The organism is Pseudomonas sp. 18-147, assembly GCF_051048045.1.
In the GTDB taxonomy this organism is placed as follows: Bacteria; Pseudomonadota; Gammaproteobacteria; order Pseudomonadales; family Pseudomonadaceae; genus Pseudomonas; species Pseudomonas aeruginosa.
The window spans coordinates 2908326-2924474 of sequence record NZ_CP182296.1 but is presented as its reverse complement, the minus strand read 5'-3'; the positions used below and the strand labels follow the sequence as shown (position 1 = coordinate 2924474).

General features: G+C 62.9%; 19 protein-coding genes. 14 read left to right on the top strand and 5 right to left on the bottom strand.

From position 1 onward, the window contains the following. Window positions 1–59: 59 nt before the first annotated feature. From ACM0M4_RS14065 to ACM0M4_RS14050, 4 genes are read left to right on the top strand one after another with little or no spacing between them, the layout of a single operon-like run. Window positions 60–524, top strand: coding sequence for a TIR domain-containing protein (locus ACM0M4_RS14065; protein ID WP_221345549.1), 465 nt, complete (start codon window positions 60–62; stop codon window positions 522–524). Next, on the top strand, window positions 524–1150 hold the full coding sequence (locus ACM0M4_RS14060) for a hypothetical protein (RefSeq protein WP_180704779.1): 627 nt from the start codon (window positions 524–526) through the stop codon (window positions 1148–1150). Before ACM0M4_RS14065 ends, ACM0M4_RS14060 begins: the two co-directional genes overlap by 1 nt. Window positions 1151–1153: 3 nt before the next feature. Next, entirely contained in the window at window positions 1154–2290 is a 1137-nt protein-coding gene (locus tag ACM0M4_RS14055; protein WP_011805823.1) for a nucleoside triphosphate pyrophosphohydrolase family protein, read from the top strand. Continuing rightward, window positions 2287–2949 (top strand): uracil-DNA glycosylase, encoded by a 663-nt coding sequence (locus ACM0M4_RS14050; protein WP_011805824.1) that lies wholly within the window; start codon window positions 2287–2289, stop codon window positions 2947–2949. The genes ACM0M4_RS14055 and ACM0M4_RS14050 overlap by 4 nt, the downstream gene beginning before the upstream one ends. A 16-nt stretch (window positions 2950–2965) precedes the next feature. Here ACM0M4_RS14050 and ACM0M4_RS14045 read toward each other — a convergent pair whose 3' ends face one another. The 3 genes from ACM0M4_RS14045 to ACM0M4_RS14035 are packed head-to-tail and all read right to left on the bottom strand — an operon-like array spanning window position 2966 to window position 5226. After that, window positions 2966–3451: a TIR domain-containing protein gene (locus tag ACM0M4_RS14045; RefSeq protein WP_078465709.1), complete on the bottom strand. Its 486-nt coding sequence runs from the start codon at window positions 3449–3451 to the stop codon at window positions 2966–2968. 41 nt (window positions 3452–3492) lie between these two features. Then, complete coding sequence (locus ACM0M4_RS14040) at window positions 3493–4080, bottom strand: hypothetical protein (RefSeq protein ID WP_180704780.1); 588 nt, start codon at window positions 4078–4080, stop codon at window positions 3493–3495. 3 nt (window positions 4081–4083) lie between these two features. Continuing rightward, window positions 4084–5226, bottom strand: coding sequence for a toll/interleukin-1 receptor domain-containing protein (locus tag ACM0M4_RS14035; protein WP_013721785.1), 1143 nt, complete (start codon window positions 5224–5226; stop codon window positions 4084–4086). Window positions 5227–5638: 412 nt separating this feature from the next. Between ACM0M4_RS14035 and radC the strand changes: the two genes are divergently transcribed. Further along, the gene (gene radC / locus ACM0M4_RS14030; RefSeq protein WP_013721784.1) at window positions 5639–6145 is read left to right on the top strand and encodes a RadC family protein; all 507 of its coding nucleotides are present in this window, start codon (window positions 5639–5641) and stop codon (window positions 6143–6145) included. Between the two features lie 281 nt (window positions 6146–6426). Next, window positions 6427–6777, top strand: coding sequence for a DUF2958 domain-containing protein (locus ACM0M4_RS14025; protein ID WP_013721783.1), 351 nt, complete (start codon window positions 6427–6429; stop codon window positions 6775–6777). 30 nt (window positions 6778–6807) lie between these two features. Here the strand turns inward: ACM0M4_RS14025 and ACM0M4_RS14020 are convergent, their stop codons facing one another. Further along, window positions 6808–7476, bottom strand: coding sequence for a DUF6988 family protein (locus ACM0M4_RS14020; RefSeq protein WP_013721782.1), 669 nt, complete (start codon window positions 7474–7476; stop codon window positions 6808–6810). Between the two features lie 529 nt (window positions 7477–8005). Here ACM0M4_RS14020 and ACM0M4_RS14015 point away from each other — a divergent pair. The 4 genes from ACM0M4_RS14015 to ACM0M4_RS14000 all read left to right on the top strand — a co-directional run bounded on the left by ACM0M4_RS14015 (window position 8006) and on the right by ACM0M4_RS14000 (window position 12654). Further along, window positions 8006–8830 carry a DUF932 domain-containing protein gene (locus tag ACM0M4_RS14015; RefSeq protein ID WP_074231548.1) on the top strand — a complete coding sequence of 275 codons (825 nt, stop codon included), beginning with the start codon at window positions 8006–8008 and terminating at the stop codon, window positions 8828–8830. A gap of 78 nt (window positions 8831–8908) precedes the next feature. Next, window positions 8909–10966 carry a ParB/RepB/Spo0J family partition protein gene (locus tag ACM0M4_RS14010; protein ID WP_221345548.1) on the top strand — a complete coding sequence of 686 codons (2058 nt, stop codon included), beginning with the start codon at window positions 8909–8911 and terminating at the stop codon, window positions 10964–10966. Window positions 10967–11028: 62 nt separating this feature from the next. Next, the gene (locus tag ACM0M4_RS14005) at window positions 11029–11238 is read left to right on the top strand and encodes a hypothetical protein (RefSeq protein ID WP_180704782.1); all 210 of its coding nucleotides are present in this window, start codon (window positions 11029–11031) and stop codon (window positions 11236–11238) included. Window positions 11239–12339: 1101 nt separating this feature from the next. Beyond that, a complete protein-coding gene (locus ACM0M4_RS14000; RefSeq protein WP_180704783.1) occupies window positions 12340–12654 on the top strand; it encodes a DUF736 domain-containing protein in 315 nt (104 codons plus the stop codon). Between the two features lie 63 nt (window positions 12655–12717). Here ACM0M4_RS14000 and ACM0M4_RS13995 read toward each other — a convergent pair whose 3' ends face one another. Next, window positions 12718–13023 (bottom strand): helix-turn-helix domain-containing protein, encoded by a 306-nt coding sequence (locus ACM0M4_RS13995; protein ID WP_180704784.1) that lies wholly within the window; start codon window positions 13021–13023, stop codon window positions 12718–12720. A 240-nt stretch (window positions 13024–13263) separates the two neighbouring features. Between ACM0M4_RS13995 and ACM0M4_RS13990 the strand changes: the two genes are divergently transcribed. The 4 genes from ACM0M4_RS13990 (at window position 13264) to ACM0M4_RS13975 (ending at window position 15930) form a co-directional block, all read left to right on the top strand. Then, a complete protein-coding gene (locus ACM0M4_RS13990; protein ID WP_180704785.1) occupies window positions 13264–13614 on the top strand; it encodes a DUF2958 domain-containing protein in 351 nt (116 codons plus the stop codon). Between the two features lie 308 nt (window positions 13615–13922). After that, complete coding sequence (locus ACM0M4_RS13985) at window positions 13923–14681, top strand: DUF2285 domain-containing protein (protein WP_043088293.1); 759 nt, start codon at window positions 13923–13925, stop codon at window positions 14679–14681. A 98-nt stretch (window positions 14682–14779) separates the two neighbouring features. Further along, complete coding sequence (locus ACM0M4_RS13980) at window positions 14780–15046, top strand: helix-turn-helix domain-containing protein (protein ID WP_019396540.1); 267 nt, start codon at window positions 14780–14782, stop codon at window positions 15044–15046. Between the two features lie 26 nt (window positions 15047–15072). Next, on the top strand, window positions 15073–15930 hold the full coding sequence (locus ACM0M4_RS13975) for a replication initiator protein A (protein ID WP_130534130.1): 858 nt from the start codon (window positions 15073–15075) through the stop codon (window positions 15928–15930). The last annotated feature ends 219 nt before the right edge of the window (window positions 15931–16149 follow it).

Here is a 16149-nt window from a genome sequence, read left to right as displayed (position 1 = left end):
ATGTGCAGTCTGTCCTTTTGCGGTGGCTTCTGAGTTCATCGTGCGTCCGCGATCAATGAATGCGAATACCGTTTATCAGGAAGAAAACCTATGAGCCGCTGTTGACGAAAGGGGAAGTCCCTGTAGATCTGTTAGCTCCAAAAGGGATCGAGGTCAGGGATTCCTCCATCCATACAGGGAAGTTCAACAATGCCACCGATGAGCACTACATAAAGACGCAGATCCTTGCCCCTGCCATCAACTGGGCTGGAGTGTTCATTTGCTACGTTTCGCCCCAGACCAAGAATAGCGATTGGGTGAACTGGGAAATCGAATATGCGGCCAAACAGGGCAAGCGCATTGTCGGTGTTTGGGAGCATGGCGAGAAGGAATGCGACCTTCCAGAGGCCCTGAAAGAATATGCCGACGCCTTGGTTGGGTGGAACGGCGATGCGATCATTGACGCGATCAACGGGAAGGACTCGTGGGAAAAGCCAGACGGTGGTGCCTGCGACCCGGTTCCACTCAAGCGGCATCCCTGCTGATGGCTCGCATTCACTCCTATGTGGTGCGATACGACAGTGGTTTCGCGCCCAACCCTTTCTATGGCTACTGCACGCTTGCGACCTGCAAACCCAATATCCGCCGATCCGCTGACATCGGTGATTGGGTGGTCGGCAGTGGCAGCAATGATAGAACTGTCCGACGTGGCGGGCGTCTCGTGTACGCGATGCGCGTTACCGAGGCGATGACATTCGACGAATATGGCGCAGATCCACGGTTTGAATACAAGATGCCGTACCGCAATGGGAGTCGGAAGCAAAGTTGCGGGGACAACATCTACTTCAGGGCCGCGCCTGGAGCCGCTTGGCAGCAGCGAGACTCATTTCATTCCCGCCCCAATGGCACGCTCAACCCGGACCATGTTGCCCGTGATACGGGCGTCAACAGGGTCCTGATCAGTAATGATTTTGTGTACTTCGGGGGCGAGGGTCCGGAATTTCCCGAGGAACTGAAAGACCAGCAAGATCGGCCCTTATGCAAAACGGGAATAGGTCTAACCACCTTTGACGATGCGCAACTGATTGCGAACCTTGAGAAATGGATTCGCAGCTTTGACGTGAGCGGTTATCAGGGCACTCCATTCGAATGGCTGACTCTTCGCAGGTGACCGATGAAAAAGGAAGGCTCCCTCTTGCTCTCGGATTACGCTGCGGAAATTGCAGCCACAGACGTACTCAACCCGAATGACTTCAATCCTGTCCTCCAAGGTCTATACGGAGAAGTCGGCGGAATAATGGCTACGGCCAAGAAAAGTGTTCGAGAGAGAACGGCTTACCCGGGTTTCAAGAAGGCGGCAGAAGAAGAGTTTGGCGACACCCTCTGGTATTTGGCTGCAATCTGCAGGCGCCTGCAGATTCCTCTCGAAGAGATATTCTCGGAAGCTGCGAACCACGGAAACTTCAAGAATGTGGGCGCTGCAAGTGACATCACCGAAGGTGCGTTAGCCTATATCGCTGTGCCTGTCGCCGCGACTGCTTCGTTGGATGCCACCTTGGTGCGTTTGGGGCAGTCAGCGGCAGCGCTACTTGGAAGTACGCCTGCACGCGCAGACTTGATTGCTTTCGCACGGGCTTACCTGGATGCAATTCATGCGGCCGAACTTGCGTTCTCTGAGGTGGCTCGCGGAAATCTCCGGAAAGCTCGCGGCGCGTTCTTGGAGCCGCAGGCAGAAGACCTGGCTGGCCTTGATTTCGACAGTGAGTTTGGAATTGAGGAACAGCTACCCAGGGATTTCAAAATCCGGGTCAATCAGCGAGGCAGCGGCAAGAGTTACCTCCAATGGAAGGGCGTATTCATTGGAGACCCTCTGACGGACAACATTGCCGATCGCGATGGCTACCGGTTCCATGATGTCTTCCACTTTGCTTATGCAGCAATCCTGCACTGGTCACCTGTGATGCGGGCATTGATCAAGCACAAGCGAAAGAGCAATCCGAAATACGATGAAGAGCAGGACAGTGGTCGGGCCATCGTCGTGGAAGAAGGGCTTTCAGCGTGGATTTTCTCCAGAGCCAAGGAGCTGAATTTCTTCGAGAATCAGGAAAAGGTCTCACTTGGGGTTCTCAAGACCATTGGTGAGTTCGTGAGTGGTTACGAAGTGGAGAAATGTCCGCTAAAGCTCTGGGAAAAGGCAATCCTGGATGGCTATGCTGTCTTTCGCCAGCTCAAGGAAAATCAAGGCGGCTGGATCATTGGAAACCGAGAACAACGCACCATCAAATACATGCCACTTGAGTCTGAAAAATGAAGATCCACCCGTTCGTTGATGCAGTTGCTTCTCTGCAGTTCGAAGACTGCTTCAATCCGTATTCGGATCGTTGTGAAGTTCATGATCGACGCGATGCACCACGTCGCCGTGCTGCTGCACTGTCCGCCATGTTGCGTCGTGCAACCGAGGAACCCGTAGACGCGATATGGATTGGACGAGACCTCGGATATCGCGGAGGACGCCGCACTGGGTTAGCCCTGACCGACGACCTTCACATAAGCCAGCACGCTAGGCGTTGGAATCTCGACCAGGTCGCCGAACGGCCGACGATAGGCAGTGCTGTGGCCGAACGAACCGCCGCGGTCATATGGGGCATGCTGGAACATATTGATGCCCGCATCTTCCTCTGGAACGTTTTCCCTCTGCATCCGCACGAATCAGGAGATCCGTTCACCAACCGGCAGCACAACGCGCGTGAGAGGCGAGCCGGCGAAGAACTGCTCCAACAGCTCATTGTCTTGCTACGTCCCTCTCGCATCGTCGCCATCGGCAACGATGCCGCCGCTGCGGCCCATCGCATCACGGATTCCGTACCCGTGATTTGCGTGAGGCATCCTAGCTATGGAGGACAGACCCAGTTCCAGAGGCAAATCTCGGAGCTCTATGGGCGCCCCATGAGCACTGGGTCGTTGTTTTGACGGGAGGCTTGGCTTCTTAGCGCGCAGCGATCGCCGCTTCAATCCAGCCCGACAGGTTGTCACTGATGTGGTTATAGGCCGCACTGCTCGTGGCCCCTGGTGGATCGTACATGCGGACGACGGTGGATAGCTTTCTACCGTCGTTCAAGGTAAATGAGTCAAATGGATTGGCCCCGGCAACTGATGGTTGCTGGTTGTGGTCCAGCAGCTTATGGACTCGTATCCCCAAGAGTCCCTTGCCACTATTCCATGACTGCTCAATCTCATATCGAATCCAGGGGCGATTCGCCGTTTCGGCTCCGACCAGAACAATTGTGCATGTCCGTCCTTGCAGCTGATCGTCGATCCAGCGCTTGATTGCGGCCTCGCCGCCTCGCTTCACTTCTTCCCATTTGTTATCGCTTGCTGGTTGGTTGCCCTCAACAACACCAATATTCCGTATCTTGGAGGCGCGCCAACTGTCGCGTTGATAGTGGAAGCTATAGAAGATTCTCCGTGGCATGGCGAGTCCTTTGTTGGATCATGTAAATCTGCAGAGGAGACTCAACTCGCTGCACCTTGAATGTTCAATGCGAGGTGCGTGTGAAAGAGTTGCGCGAAGTCCACATCACCAAGATCCGCATCGGCGAAATAACCTTGATCTTTGGCCAAGTTCAAGGCCGCCCCGCCTGGCGACGGTACGGGCAGAACTTTGGCGGCGGGGTGGAATTGCCTGAAGAGTTCATGCTCGGCTTCCACTCCTTCCATGCCGCCGATGAAAACAGCGGCAACGAGATCATCGCGCGACAGCATTTCTTCCCGCATTAGCAGCAGGCTCGCCTCTCTGTCACCGGCAACTGCATTGGTGAATACTACATTGTGAAAACGGTCGTTTTCTTCCGGGTAACGATCCTTGAAGAACGTGCTCTGATACAGAACCACGGCCCCAGAATAATCGACACCCAAATCCTCACAAATGCTCCAGATCATAGGCGTGATAGCGGGATGGCCTCCCCACACGATCTTGTGCTGACGAATGACGGCCATGACCAGTTCCCTCACAGCGCATTGGATGAGGAATGGATTGGCGGTCTCGTGATACGAGCCGCGGCCGATAAGTGGGACACTGGCTGAAAGGAAGATTGCGCTCACGATTCAGGCCTCCCAGTCCGCAAATTGCCATCCAGCCTCGCTGGCTTTGACCCACCGCGCAGAGTGGATATGCTGGCCCAGCCAGTCCAAATGCCCCAGCCACCGGGGATGCAAGCCAACATGATCGTAAACGACGGCAACCGATTGATCTGGCGAATTGGTGGATGCGTCATGCAACGTGGTCGACGTGGGGACACCAACTGTTGGGTAGACGACGACATTCCGGCCATCCGGCAGTCGGATATAGACCGCCTTGTTCGGTCCAACGCCGACAAGTTGACCGCCAATCGTTTGAATAGCGTTGCGCAAATTGCTCACTAGATTGACGGAACGGACCGCATGGCTTTGGCTGCGAACTTCTTCGAGCTGTAGACAGATTCGCTCCACAGCGCTGTCCGCGAGGCGTCCTGTGGCCGCATCCACTTCGTCGGGCAACAATTCTGCGCGACTGGCGGTGGCTGTTCGCGCAGATGGCGTGCAGTCTGGCCAGCCAACCCGTAAGACGCTGATGCCTTTCGCCAGAGCGCGTCCGAACTCTGCGCTTGTCCAGCGGCTTTCAAAGTAGCCTGGCGTGTCAAGCATCACAAGAACGTCGGAATCGCAAAGGCGATGCCATAGCATCGTCTGAAAATCTTCCGCAGGTGGAATCCCATGCGTATCGAGAAACACATCGAATAGCCGAGCAGATAAGGCGTCAAAGAGCTGCAAGGCTGCCTCACGGGCTTCGCCCCGGCGGTAACTTACGAACACTCGACGCTGGCGAGGTAGCAACCCCGCACACTCAAGTAAAGCGGTCGCGACACGCTGTGACCCGTTGGCGGCATAGGCTAAGCAGTTGAGAGGTCGCAGTAATTCAGGAATCTCTGCGTTAACTCGATTGACGTCGGATGCTATCGGCAGTAGCGGGATGCCTCGCTCCAGCAACTTCGCCACGTTGGCGAGAGGTGGATTGTCGCCCCCGAAAAATACTGCAGCGGATGAGCGCTGTTGGTCGGGGTTAAACGCTTCCGGGCGCACCTCCCATCCAACTTCATGTCCTAGTCGCAAGTTGAACATGCCTACGGCAGTTCCGACGATTTCTTCAAGCTCAGAAATCTGGGCGTCGGTTGGCGAACCAAGCACTGCAAGTTGATAGAGGGCGGCCATGCTCTTCCTTGTGATTTCAGTGTTCTCGCCTATCTGACCTTACGAAACCCAATGCGGGAATCTCCTTCAAAGATAGCCGATTTCGGGCGTCCCCGGTCGGGCCGCGCTGTCGTGCTACGCATCAAGCCCCGCTGCGCGAGTCTCGCCCCTGCGGGCTTCCATCGTTCCCTCGCGCCGCTCGGCTGACGCCTCCGGCCCTGCTGGGCCTGCGCGCTCCGCTTGCCAGGGTTCGTGTATGGCATGGGGCGGTCTTGCTGTTTCCCTTCACCGTACCACGGCGTTCTCGCCGTCAAGGGCGGCGCGCGCCATGCGCGCTTGCGTCCTGGCGGCCGTCTGCGACCCCTGACTGCTTGCGCTGCGCCGTGCTGGCACCGGTTCCGGGCAATTCCGCCCGAGCAACCGGAGCACGATCATGTCGCAACTGACCCTCACTCTCGACACCCCGCTGATGGTGCGCGATGGCCGTGGGCGCTATCGGCTGGCGGACGCCGACCAGATTCTGGAAGCCGCGCGCCAGGTCATCGAACAGAAGATGCAGCGCGGCGAGGCGTTCACTTCGCCGGAGGCGGTGAAGGACTACCTGCGCGCCAAGCTGGCCGGCTTCGAGCACGAAGTCTTCGCGGTGTTGTTCCTCGACACGCGCCATCGGCTGATCGACTACGTGGAGATGTTCCGCGGCACGATCGACGCCGCCGAGGTGCATCCGCGCGAGGTGGTGAAGCAGGCGCTGCGGCTCAATGCGGCGGCGGTCATCGTTTCGCACAACCATCCGAGCGGAAACTCCGAGCCGAGCGCGGCCGACAAGGCGATGACCTCGCAGCTTCGGCAGGCGCTGGCGCTGGTGGACATTCGCACGCTGGATCACGTCATCGTTGCGGGGACTCGCACCACGTCATTCGCCGAACGCGGCCTGCTTTGACCATTGGGGGCTTCGGCCCCCTTTTTGCTGCGCCCGGCGGCGCGACTCCGGCCCTCGCGGGCCTGCGCGTGCTGCGCACTTGCCGAAAACCGGGGTGCGTGGAGGTGCGAGGGAGGCGGTCTTGCTGTTCCCTTCATCGTGCCACGGCGTTCTCGCCGTCAAGGGCTGCGCGCCGATGGCGCTTGCGTCCTGGCGGCCGTCGTTGACCCCTGACTGCTTGCGCTGCGCCGTGCCCCGGAAGGGTCGGGCAATTCCGCCCGGCTTCCTTTCAGGAGTTCACCATGAACAACGCACTCATCACCGACGAGCAGCGCATCGTGTTGCTGGCCAACGGCCGCGAATCCTTGGAGAACCCGGACTTCGATCCGGCCCCCGTGGTCAAGCTGTTCACGCCGGACGCCGGCGCGACCTGGCTGCTGACCGAGATTGATCCCGATGACCACGACCACGCCTTTGGGCTGTGCGATTTGGGCCTGGGGATGCCGGAAATCGGCTGGGTCAGCCTGCAGGAGCTGGCGGCCGTGCGCGGGCGGCTCGGGTTGCCGGTCGAACGCGATCTGCACTTCCGTGCCGAGAAGCGCCTGAGTGCCTATGCGCGCGATGCGCGGCTGGCCGGGCGGATCATCGAATGATTTCGCGCGGGGCGTCGCAAGATGCCTCGTTCAAGGTTTCAGGAGATCCGGCAGGCAGTCGGCGAATGCCGGCTGGATCTTACTCACGGGCTTGGCCACGGCCTCGTCGCCGGTGAGGACTGCCATCGTCATGCCGGTCATGGTCGTCAGACCGTTCGAGCTGCGCAGTACCTGTAGCGCAAGATCGACCGGGAAGCCGTCGGCACTGCGCCGCAGTGGATGAATGCCGCCATGCACGAACGAGTTCATGCCGTGCCAGGTCACATCCTTGAAATGCGAAAGCATTTGGTGCGCAGCCGCCGGCGCGCCTTGTCCGACTCGCTTGCCGATCTGCTCAATCATTTCGCTGGCGCCAGGCAAGTTCTTGGCCGCCTGTTCGCTCTGCAGCGTCAGTGGCGCCAGCAGCTTGTCGATCGCTGCGTCGCTGGCTGCGTAGAGCAGCCACATTGCCCGCGTCAGGGCCTCGAACTGCAGGCGCATGAGGCCGACGGCGGACGAGGGTAGTCGCAGCGCCATCAATGCTCGCATCGCTGTTGCATGCTCCATAGCGACCAGGCACATGCCAAGAGCTGACTCGCCACGGGGCGATCCATCGAAATCGGCGTCGCCCAGTAGTTCATCCAGACGTTCGTGCAAGGCATTGGAGCGGTGGAGCATGTGCTCCAAACGATCGTCGTTGTTGATGATGGTTTCCTCCATAGAGGGATCGTAGGACAGTCGTGCGTCCCCGGCCAAGAAACATGGCCGGTCGCGCTGTCGTGCTGCGCATCGAGCCTCGCTACGCGAGTCTCGCCCCCTTCGGGCTTCCATCGTTCCCTCGCTCCGCTCGGCTGACGCCTCCGGCCCGGATTCCTAGATCCGGGCCTGCGCGCTTCGCTTGCCGTGCGGTCGGCGTGTTGAGGGGCCGTTGCCTTGTCCAGCCGTCTCCCCTGACTTCATCACCTTCACCGCGACTGTAGCCCGCGGCCGTGTGCCGTCAAGGCGCGCAGGGCCGTGTCCTCGGCTGCGCCTGCGGGCCGCACCAACCCTGCGCTTGCCTCCTTGACGGCCCCCGTCCGCGCGCTCCTGACCGTCGCGGGCGATGAACTCAGGAAAGACGGTGGCAACAGGGCCAACCGGGTTCCTCGTGCCGACCGCACCAAACAGCCGAAAGGCTGGGCTTCCGAATCTAGGAATCCGGTGTGCGGTGTGAACAGCAAACCCTTTTTTCTTTGTCAGGAGAAATGCCATGCAACTCGCATCCCGCTTCGCTTCCCGTTCCCCGGTGCTGCGTTCGGAACGTCCCTTGTCCGACGACCAAATCCGGGCCGTGGCCCCGTCTATCTTCGCGGAAGCCCCGCACGAAAGCCGCTCCGAGCGGTACAGCTACATCCCCACCGCCACCGTGCTGCAAGAACTGCGCGGAGAAGGTTTCGAGCCTTTCATGGTGACGCAAACCCGCGTGCGCCACGACGACCGCCGCGACTACACCAAGCACATGATCCGGCTGCGCCACGCCAGCCAGATCAACGGCCGCGAGGCCAACGAAATCATCCTGCTGAACTCCCATGACGGCACCAGCAGCTATCAGATGCTGGCCGGGATGTTCCGCTTCGTTTGCAGCAATGGCCTTGTCTGCGGCGACACCGTGGCCGACGTGCGCGTGCCGCACAAGGGCGACGTGGCGGCGCAGGTGATCGAAGGCGCTTACGAAGTCCTGCACGGCTTCGACCGGGCGCAGGAATCCCGCGATGCCATGCGCGCCATCACGCTCGACGCCGGGGAATCGGAAGTGTTCGCCCGCGCTGCGCTGGCGTTGAAGTACGACGAGGACAAGCCCGCGCCCGTCACGGAATCGCAAATCCTGATGCCGCGCCGCCATGACGACGACCGCCGCGACCTGTGGAGCGTGTTCAACCGCACGCAGGAGAACTTGACCAAAGGCGGCCTGTCCGCCCGCGCCGCCAATGGCCGCCGCCAGACCACCCGGCCCGTGCAGGGCATCGACCAAAGCGTGCGCCTGAACCGCGCCCTGTGGCTGCTGGCCGATGGCCTGCGCCAGTTGAAAGCCTGAATCCCCACGCGGCAGGGGCAGGCAGCAGCCCTTGCCGCTTCTCTCGCTGCTGCATCCCAACCGCAAGGAGTCATCACCATGAACGCCGTACTCAAAACCGAAGCCATCGCCATCGAAGCCGCCGCACCGCTGGAAGTGGCCGATCCGACCAAGAACCTGATCTTGGTTCCCCTCTCGCAGTTGCTGCCGCGCCGTTCCAAGCGCAACGTGCGGACGACCCCGCGCCAGTCCATCCCCGAACTGGCCGCGAGCATTGCCCGCATCGGCCTGCTGCAAAACCTGATCGTCATCCTTTCCGCCGATGGCGAGGCTTACGAAGTGGTGGCAGGCGACCGCCGCCTGACCGCCTTGAAGCTGCTGGCGAAGAAGAAGCGCATCCCCGCCGGCTACGAAGTGCCGTGCCTGCTGGTGGCCGATGCGTCCGCCCGCACCGTCAGCCTTGCGGAGAACGTGCAGCGCGAGAACATGCACCCCGCCGACCAGTTCGCAGCCTTCGCCGCACTGGTCAAGGAAGGCCGGCCCGTCGAAGACATTGCCGCCGACTTCGGCGTGTCCCCGCTGGTGGTGCAGCGCCGCTTGAAGCTGGCGAATGTCTCGCCGCGCCTGATGGCCGACTACCGGGCCGGTGGCGTGACGCTGGAACAGTTGATGGCCTTGACCATCACCGACGACCACGCCGCGCAGGAGGCCGCGTTCTATGGTGCGCCGGAATGGCAGCGCAGCCCGTCCAAGCTGCGCGAGCGCCTGACCGAGCGCGAAATCGACGCCACGCACGCGCTGGTGCGCTTCGTCGGGCTGGACACCTACCGGCAGGCAGGCGGCGGCATCCGCCGCGACCTGTTCGCAGAAGGCGATGCCGGAACCTACCTCACCGATACCGCAGTGCTGGAAACGCTGGTGCGCGACAAGCTGGCAACGCTGGCCGAGGACGTGCGTGCCGAGGGCTGGGCATGGGTGGAGGCCGTGCCGCATCTGGCCTACGAGGAACGGCAGGCGTTCCAGAACGCCCCGCGCCATCGCCGCGAGCCGACCACCCGCGAGGCCCGCCGCATCGCCTCGCTGGAAACCCGCCTCGAAAAGATCGACGCCGAACTGGAAGAAGCCTGCCAAGTTGAAAGCAGCGAGGACGAAGCCAAGGCCGAGAAGCTGGAACAGCGGCGCGATCAGGTAGTCGGGGAACTGCAAGACGCGGAGGACGCCTTACAAGGCTATGCCCCCGAGGTGCGCGAGGTGGCCGGTGCGATCGTCACCATTGACCGCAACGGCGAGGCCGTCATTCATCGCGGCCTGCTGCGCGAAGCCGAGGCCAAGGCGCTGCGCACGCTGGAAAAGCTGCGGCGCGGTTTCGGCAACACCGAAGGCGAAGCCGCCAACGACGAGCACGAGGACGACGACGCACCCAAGGCCGCGAGCCTGTCCGACCGGCTGGCGCAGCGGTTGAGCGCCCACCGCACGGCGGCGCTGCAAATCGAAGTCGCCCGGCATCCGCATGTTGCGCTGGCCGCGCTGGTGCATGGCATGGTGCAGACCGTCTTGCAGGAAAGCCACTACGGCCACGACCTGCCGCTGGGCGTGCGCCTCACGGCGCAAGACCGACTGGAAGGCATGGCCCCGGACTGGCCGGAATCGCCTGCCGCCGTGGCGCTGCGCGAACTGCAACAGGTAGCCGGTGAAGCCTTGCCGGAGGACGGCGCCGAACTGTTCGCCGCGCTGCTGGCGAAGCCGCAAGACGAGCTGGTGCGGCTGCTGGCCGTGTGCGTGGCTTCCACGGTGGACGTGGTGACGCCTCGCGCCACGGCGCACCGGCCCGGCGAGGAACTGGCGCAAGCCGTGGGCCTCGACATGGCCGCATGGTGGAAGCCGACCGCAGAAGGCTACTTCAAGCACGTTTCCAAGGCTGTGATTCTGGATGCCGTGGGCGCGTTTGCACCGGAATCCGTCACCCGGCTGGCGAAACTCAAGAAGGCCGACATTGCCAGCGAAGCCGAGCGGCTGGCCGATGGTACGGGCTGGATGCCCGCCATCTTCACGGCCGCAGGCCCGCAGGATGCCGCGCAGGAGGCAAACCCGGAGCAGGACGCCCCGGAGGATGCCGAAGCAATGGCGGATGAACCCGCCGAGGCGCTGGCCGCTTGACCCGCGCCGAAGGCAAGCGCCCCGGCCTCGACCGGGGCGCTTCGCTGCAAGGAGAAGCCCCCATGACCCGCACCACCACCAGCCGCCCGCGCATGGCGGCGATCTACGCCCCCGGCACGGTACGCGCCCGCCGCTGGCACGGCGAAGGCGACGTGCGCGGCTACCGCCCGCCCTCGGGCTGGTCGGCTCGCGCCGACCTCACCGACATTCATCCCATCACGGGCCGCGTCTTGCCGCGTGCCCTGTGGTGGCTCATCGAGACGAAGGAATAACCGCGATCAGCACCGCGCCCAGGCCGTTCCGTCCTGGGCGCGGTGGACGCAAAATCCGGGCGCGGCAGTGGCCGCGCCCGGTGTTCAAGGCCAACAGCCGAATCAGAACGCCGCCGCCATCACGGCAGTTCAGGCGGCGGCGTTGACGTGACCGGGCTTCCCGCCCGGCAATAGCAGGCCCGCATGGGACTGCAAGCCGAAGCGCCCGCAGTGCGCAGGAATCACCAGCAGTTTTCGGCTTGCCGAGTGCATAGCCCGCAGCGTAGGCCGCGCCCATTTCATCAGAGGCATGTCCGCGTTTCCTGTTTGGAAATCTGGAACGGCCTGGGCGTGTCGGCGCACAGCGCCGCCGGGCTTTCGGGCTGCGCCCCGTGCCGACTTCGCTGTCACGGCCATTCGGCTTCAATCCCTCACGCCTTCGCGCCTGCGGCGCTGCGCGCTGCGCTTGCCTCCAGGGGAAAGCCCCGCGGGCTATCCCCGCCGCGCGATGCTTGGCTCCCCTCGATGCAGCCGAACCGGCTGCGCCGGATCGGCCCGGCCAGCGCCCCGCCGCAATGGACGGGGCGCTGGCGAACACGCTGGCGCTCGCTGCGGCAGGTTGTGCAGGTGCGTGCCGTCCTCAACGCTGGCGGTTCCTGCCCATCACGTCACGAAGGACAGTTCACGGACAACCCGCCCGGCATCGCTATGGAGCTTCCACGCCACGCCTCAAGACCGGCGCCGCAAGGTGCGGCGGGGACGTTCTCACTTGTCGTCGGATGGTTGACCTGGCCCGCGTCAGCGGGCGAGCCGGAGAAGCCTTCGGGCGGGGATGCCGAGTCGGCCCCATCTCCTTTCGGAGCGGTTCGGCCCAAGGCGTCCTTGTCTCGTTGTGAATCCTGGCGGTGGCACGGCTGCGCCTCGGGCTTCATGGCTGCAACCGTCCGGCGAAAACAATTTCCCCGCCGCTACGCGGCTTCCTCGCGCAGCAAATTCTTTTCGCCTCCCGGCTCTCCACTGCGTTTCGACCGCAAGCGGTGCAGCCAGCCCGTCCCCCGCAGGTCGGATCACAACAAGGACGCGATGGGCGCGAACCTTGTTCAACCGAAAGGAGAAAACATCATGGCCAACATCGGCACCTTCACCGCAGACAAAGACGGCTTCGCCGGCACGCTTCGCACCCTGACGCTCAACGTCAAGGTCAAGCTGGTTCCCAACGACAAGGGCAGCAGCGAGAACGCCCCCGACTTCCGCCTCCAGGCCGCCGGCCACGACATCGGCGCGGCGTGGAACAAGACCAGCGAGGCCGGGCGGGAATACAAATCCGTGACCCTCGACGATCCTTCGTTCCCGGCTCCGGTCTATGCCCGCCTGATCGAAGGCGAGGACGGCGCGCACGACCTGATCTGGTCGCGCAGCAAGCCCCAGGCGGCGTGACCGCCGCAGTGCCCCGCCCATCGCGGCGGGGCGCTGTGCTGCTATTCGCAGCACATCACCGCGTCACGCGTGCGGCTTCGCCGCGTCGCGTTCCTTCAACACCGCCTCCAGCTCCTGGCGCACCTGCGCCAGCAACTCGTCGGCCTTCTGCGGGCTGTCGCCCGCGTAAGCCAGCGTCAGCAGCGTGAGCGGGTGGATCTCCATCACCTCGCACAGCTCGGCCAGTTTATGCAGGGTCGGGCTTTTGAGGTCGCGTTCGAGGGTGCTCATATAGGTGCGGCTGGACACGTCAGAGAAGGCTTCCTGGCTCAAGCCACGCGCCTTTCTAACGGTCTTCAACGCCTTCGCCAATGAGTTCCCAGCCGCCACCTATGGTTTCCCTTCAAAAACCAAGATGACAGCCCATTGCGCCCTATAGGGCTACAATCTATAGTGTTCATTTGGTGTTCTGCGTTTTTGTGCCTTTACGGAAGTCCGCATCGGCGGGTTTCAGCAAAGCCACGCAAGCGCCTTCGTGCTTGCGCACGAAGGCGTAAATCCGGTTTGGCGGTTCTGCGCTTGGGCGTGAAACCGTATCCGTGCATCATTGGATTTGTGGGATTGCCGACCATGCCCCAGCCACTCGCCACCGCCTTGGAGCGCGCGCAACTGCTCGCCAACGGCGAGGCCCGTGCCGCTGGCCGGGTCATCGACCCGGTGCCCGTGGTGCGGCTGTTCACGCCGGACGCGCATGTGACCTGGCTGTTGGCCGCACTCGATCCCGCCGATGGCGACACCGCCTGGGGACTCATCGACCTGGGAATCGGAATGCCGACGCCGGGAACCGTCAAGCTGTCCGAGCTGGCCGGCATCGTCGGGCCGCGCCAGCAGCCCGTGATGCGCGACCTCTATTTCCGCCCCACGCGCACGCTGTCGGAATACACCCGGCTGGCCGAGCGTGACGGAGCGATCCCGGACTGAATACGGCCTACTGTGACTTTTTCAGTCTGATGTCATACCGGATAGGTCTCAATCGAGATTCTTGCGGCGTAGCCGCACCAATCTGATTCAAATAGAGATGATGCCCGGCGCGGGCTGCGGCAGGCTGGCTTGTATGGCACCCCACATTGGGGCGCTGCCGCCGCAGCATTGAGACGAATACCGCAACGCATCGGAGCCAATCGGTCTTGACAGCCCCCATCCACTTTTTGACCCATGACGTTCTGACGATGGCGATGTAGCGCGTAGCCCTGCCGTGGCGGCGAGTCCTGTTCGCGGGAGGTTGCGTCATGGTCGATCCCCATCACGTCACGCATTGGTATCCAACTGCGGCATACCTCTACGTCTTGTGGCTGGATGCGCTCGCACTGGCCTGGGAATACCTGCGCAGGCATCCCGACTACCGGCTCGACTGGCTGCGCCGTCACCGCCGACCTGAAGCGCATCGCTGGGGTTTGCGCCTGCTGGAAGACCCCGCCCTGGATGCGCGCGACGCGCATCCGGCCTGGCTGCCCGGCCATGCCGCCGTGGTGCAGCTCTACCCCGATACTGATCCGCCGCAGGATGCCACCGCCTTCGCGTTCTGGCACATCCCAGGCCACAAACAGCTATTCCACGACGGCAAGAAGCTGGCGCTGATCGCACGCAGCCCAGGCCATTGCCTGCGCTTTGCCCTGGCGCCCGGTCTGGAAGACGGCATGGCCGTGGCCTATGCCCGGCGGGGCGGCACTGCCGCGGCTGTGCGCGGTCATGCGTCCGGCACGGCCTTCGCTGCCACCACGCCCAGGCCAACACCCTCCGCGCTGTTGGAGCTGCACACCTTGCAGGCGCTCGACGCGACTCTGGCGGGCGCGTCCTTGCGCGATGTGGGCGAAGGACTGTTCGGTGCCGACGCCGTGGCCGACTGGTACAGCGACGGTGGCCTGCGCTCGAAGGTGCGCCGCCTGGTACGGCGCGGCGATGCGCTGATGCGCGGCGGCTATCGCCGCCTAGCACAGCTTCCGCCGCTTGAGAAGGGCCGTTTTGAGGACGACGCAAAACGGCCCTGAGCAGGACAGCTTGGTTTTCTGAGACTGCCTCCATCCGGTCGCGCTGTGTGGCCGGGCGCTTTCAACCGATGGAGGTTCACACCATGCGTCCCGCTCCCTTGCGGCCTGCCGCCGCTGTCTCGACCGCTGCCGCGCAGCCCCAACGCTACCTCACCAACGATGAAGCCGCCGAGTACCTGCGGCTGTCGCCGCGCACGCTGGAAAAGCAGCGCGTGATCGGCGGCGGCCCGCGCTTTCGCAAGTTCGGCCGGCGCGTCATGTACGCCGTGGCCGACCTCGATGCCTGGGCCGCCGACCGCAGCTTCGAGACGACTTCTGATCCCGAATACGCCGAGCACCACTCGGCCGACAGCCGTGCGCGCTGATCGGCGGCGTGCGGCAGGCCATCGCCATGTCCAGCACTGCGCTGCCCATGCGGCAGCGGCCGTTGCAGGAGCGCGAACAGCTCGACCTGTTCCGCGCCTTGCCCGGCGACATGGCGCCGCGCGACAGCCAGGATTTGATGGCCTATCCGTTCTTCTCGCTCGGCAAGTCCAAGCGGGTCAAGCCCATCGACTTCCGTGCGGGCAACGTGACGATTCGCGTGGAAGGCACGCAGGAGCACGGCATCGCCACGATTTGGGATGCGGACGTGCTGATATGGGCGGCCTCGCAGATCGTGGAGGCGAAGGACGCAGGCTTGCGCCCGTCGCGGCTGATGCGCGCGACGCCCTACGAGATCCTGCGCTTCATCGGGCGCGGCAAGTCGCTGCGCGACTACCAGCGGCTCAAGGCCGCACTCGACCGGCTGCAATCGACCACGGTGGCCACGTCCATCCGCGAGACGACCGGACGGCGCCTGCACCGTTTCTCGTGGATCAACGAATGGAAGGAACTGGCCGATGCCAATGGCACGCCGCTGGGCATCGAGCTGATCCTGCCGGACTGGTTCTATGCGGGCGTGCTCGACGCCGCCCTAGTGCTGACCATCGACCCGGCGTATTTCCGGCTCACGGGCGGCATCGAGCGGTGGCTGTACCGCTTAGTGCGCAAGCACGGCGGCAAGCAGGCATACGGCTGGCAGTTCGACTTTCGCTACCTGCACCGGAAATCGGGCAGTACCGCGAAGCCCTACGACTTCGCCTGCGACCTGCGCGCGCTTGTAGCGCGGCAGTCGCTGCCCGGCTACGTCCTGGGCATCGAGCGGATGCCGGACAACGGCATGGAGCTGCTGACCTTCCGGCCCGTGCCGCATACGGCACGGGAATAACTCCGGGAAAGCCTGTGGATGGCGTCGTGCTATCAGGCGTGCGGGGTATCGTGCTATCAGGCGTGGGCCTATCGTGCTATCAGGCGTGCCGATCGGCCGCAAATCCGCGCCAGCATTGGGTTTGCGCGCGCTCTAACTTCCCTAACTTAATTTCTCTAACTTTTAGTAGAGAAACGCCGCTGCGGTGGACAACCATCACTCGGCTCCAAGCGCAGCAGC

Coding starts and splice junctions, on each gene's coding strand:
- ACM0M4_RS13975 (WP_130534130.1), top strand. CDS start 15,073: ATGTCCAGCACTGCGCTGCCCATGCGGCAGCGGCCGTTGCAGGAGCGC.
- ACM0M4_RS14010 (WP_221345548.1), top strand. CDS start 8,909: ATGAACGCCGTACTCAAAACCGAAGCCATCGCCATCGAAGCCGCCGCA.
- ACM0M4_RS13985 (WP_043088293.1), top strand. CDS start 13,923: ATGGTCGATCCCCATCACGTCACGCATTGGTATCCAACTGCGGCATAC.
- ACM0M4_RS14035 (WP_013721785.1), bottom strand. CDS start 5,226: ATGGCCGCCCTCTATCAACTTGCAGTGCTTGGTTCGCCAACCGACGCC.
- ACM0M4_RS14050 (WP_011805824.1), top strand. CDS start 2,287: ATGAAGATCCACCCGTTCGTTGATGCAGTTGCTTCTCTGCAGTTCGAA.
- ACM0M4_RS14025 (WP_013721783.1), top strand. CDS start 6,427: ATGAACAACGCACTCATCACCGACGAGCAGCGCATCGTGTTGCTGGCC.
- ACM0M4_RS14060 (WP_180704779.1), top strand. CDS start 524: ATGGCTCGCATTCACTCCTATGTGGTGCGATACGACAGTGGTTTCGCG.
- ACM0M4_RS13990 (WP_180704785.1), top strand. CDS start 13,264: ATGCCCCAGCCACTCGCCACCGCCTTGGAGCGCGCGCAACTGCTCGCC.
- ACM0M4_RS14000 (WP_180704783.1), top strand. CDS start 12,340: ATGGCCAACATCGGCACCTTCACCGCAGACAAAGACGGCTTCGCCGGC.
- ACM0M4_RS14020 (WP_013721782.1), bottom strand. CDS start 7,476: ATGGAGGAAACCATCATCAACAACGACGATCGTTTGGAGCACATGCTC.
- ACM0M4_RS14015 (WP_074231548.1), top strand. CDS start 8,006: ATGCAACTCGCATCCCGCTTCGCTTCCCGTTCCCCGGTGCTGCGTTCG.
- ACM0M4_RS14045 (WP_078465709.1), bottom strand. CDS start 3,451: ATGCCACGGAGAATCTTCTATAGCTTCCACTATCAACGCGACAGTTGG.
- ACM0M4_RS14065 (WP_221345549.1), top strand. CDS start 60: ATGCGAATACCGTTTATCAGGAAGAAAACCTATGAGCCGCTGTTGACG.
- radC (WP_013721784.1), top strand. CDS start 5,639: ATGTCGCAACTGACCCTCACTCTCGACACCCCGCTGATGGTGCGCGAT.
- ACM0M4_RS14055 (WP_011805823.1), top strand. CDS start 1,154: ATGAAAAAGGAAGGCTCCCTCTTGCTCTCGGATTACGCTGCGGAAATT.
- ACM0M4_RS14005 (WP_180704782.1), top strand. CDS start 11,029: ATGACCCGCACCACCACCAGCCGCCCGCGCATGGCGGCGATCTACGCC.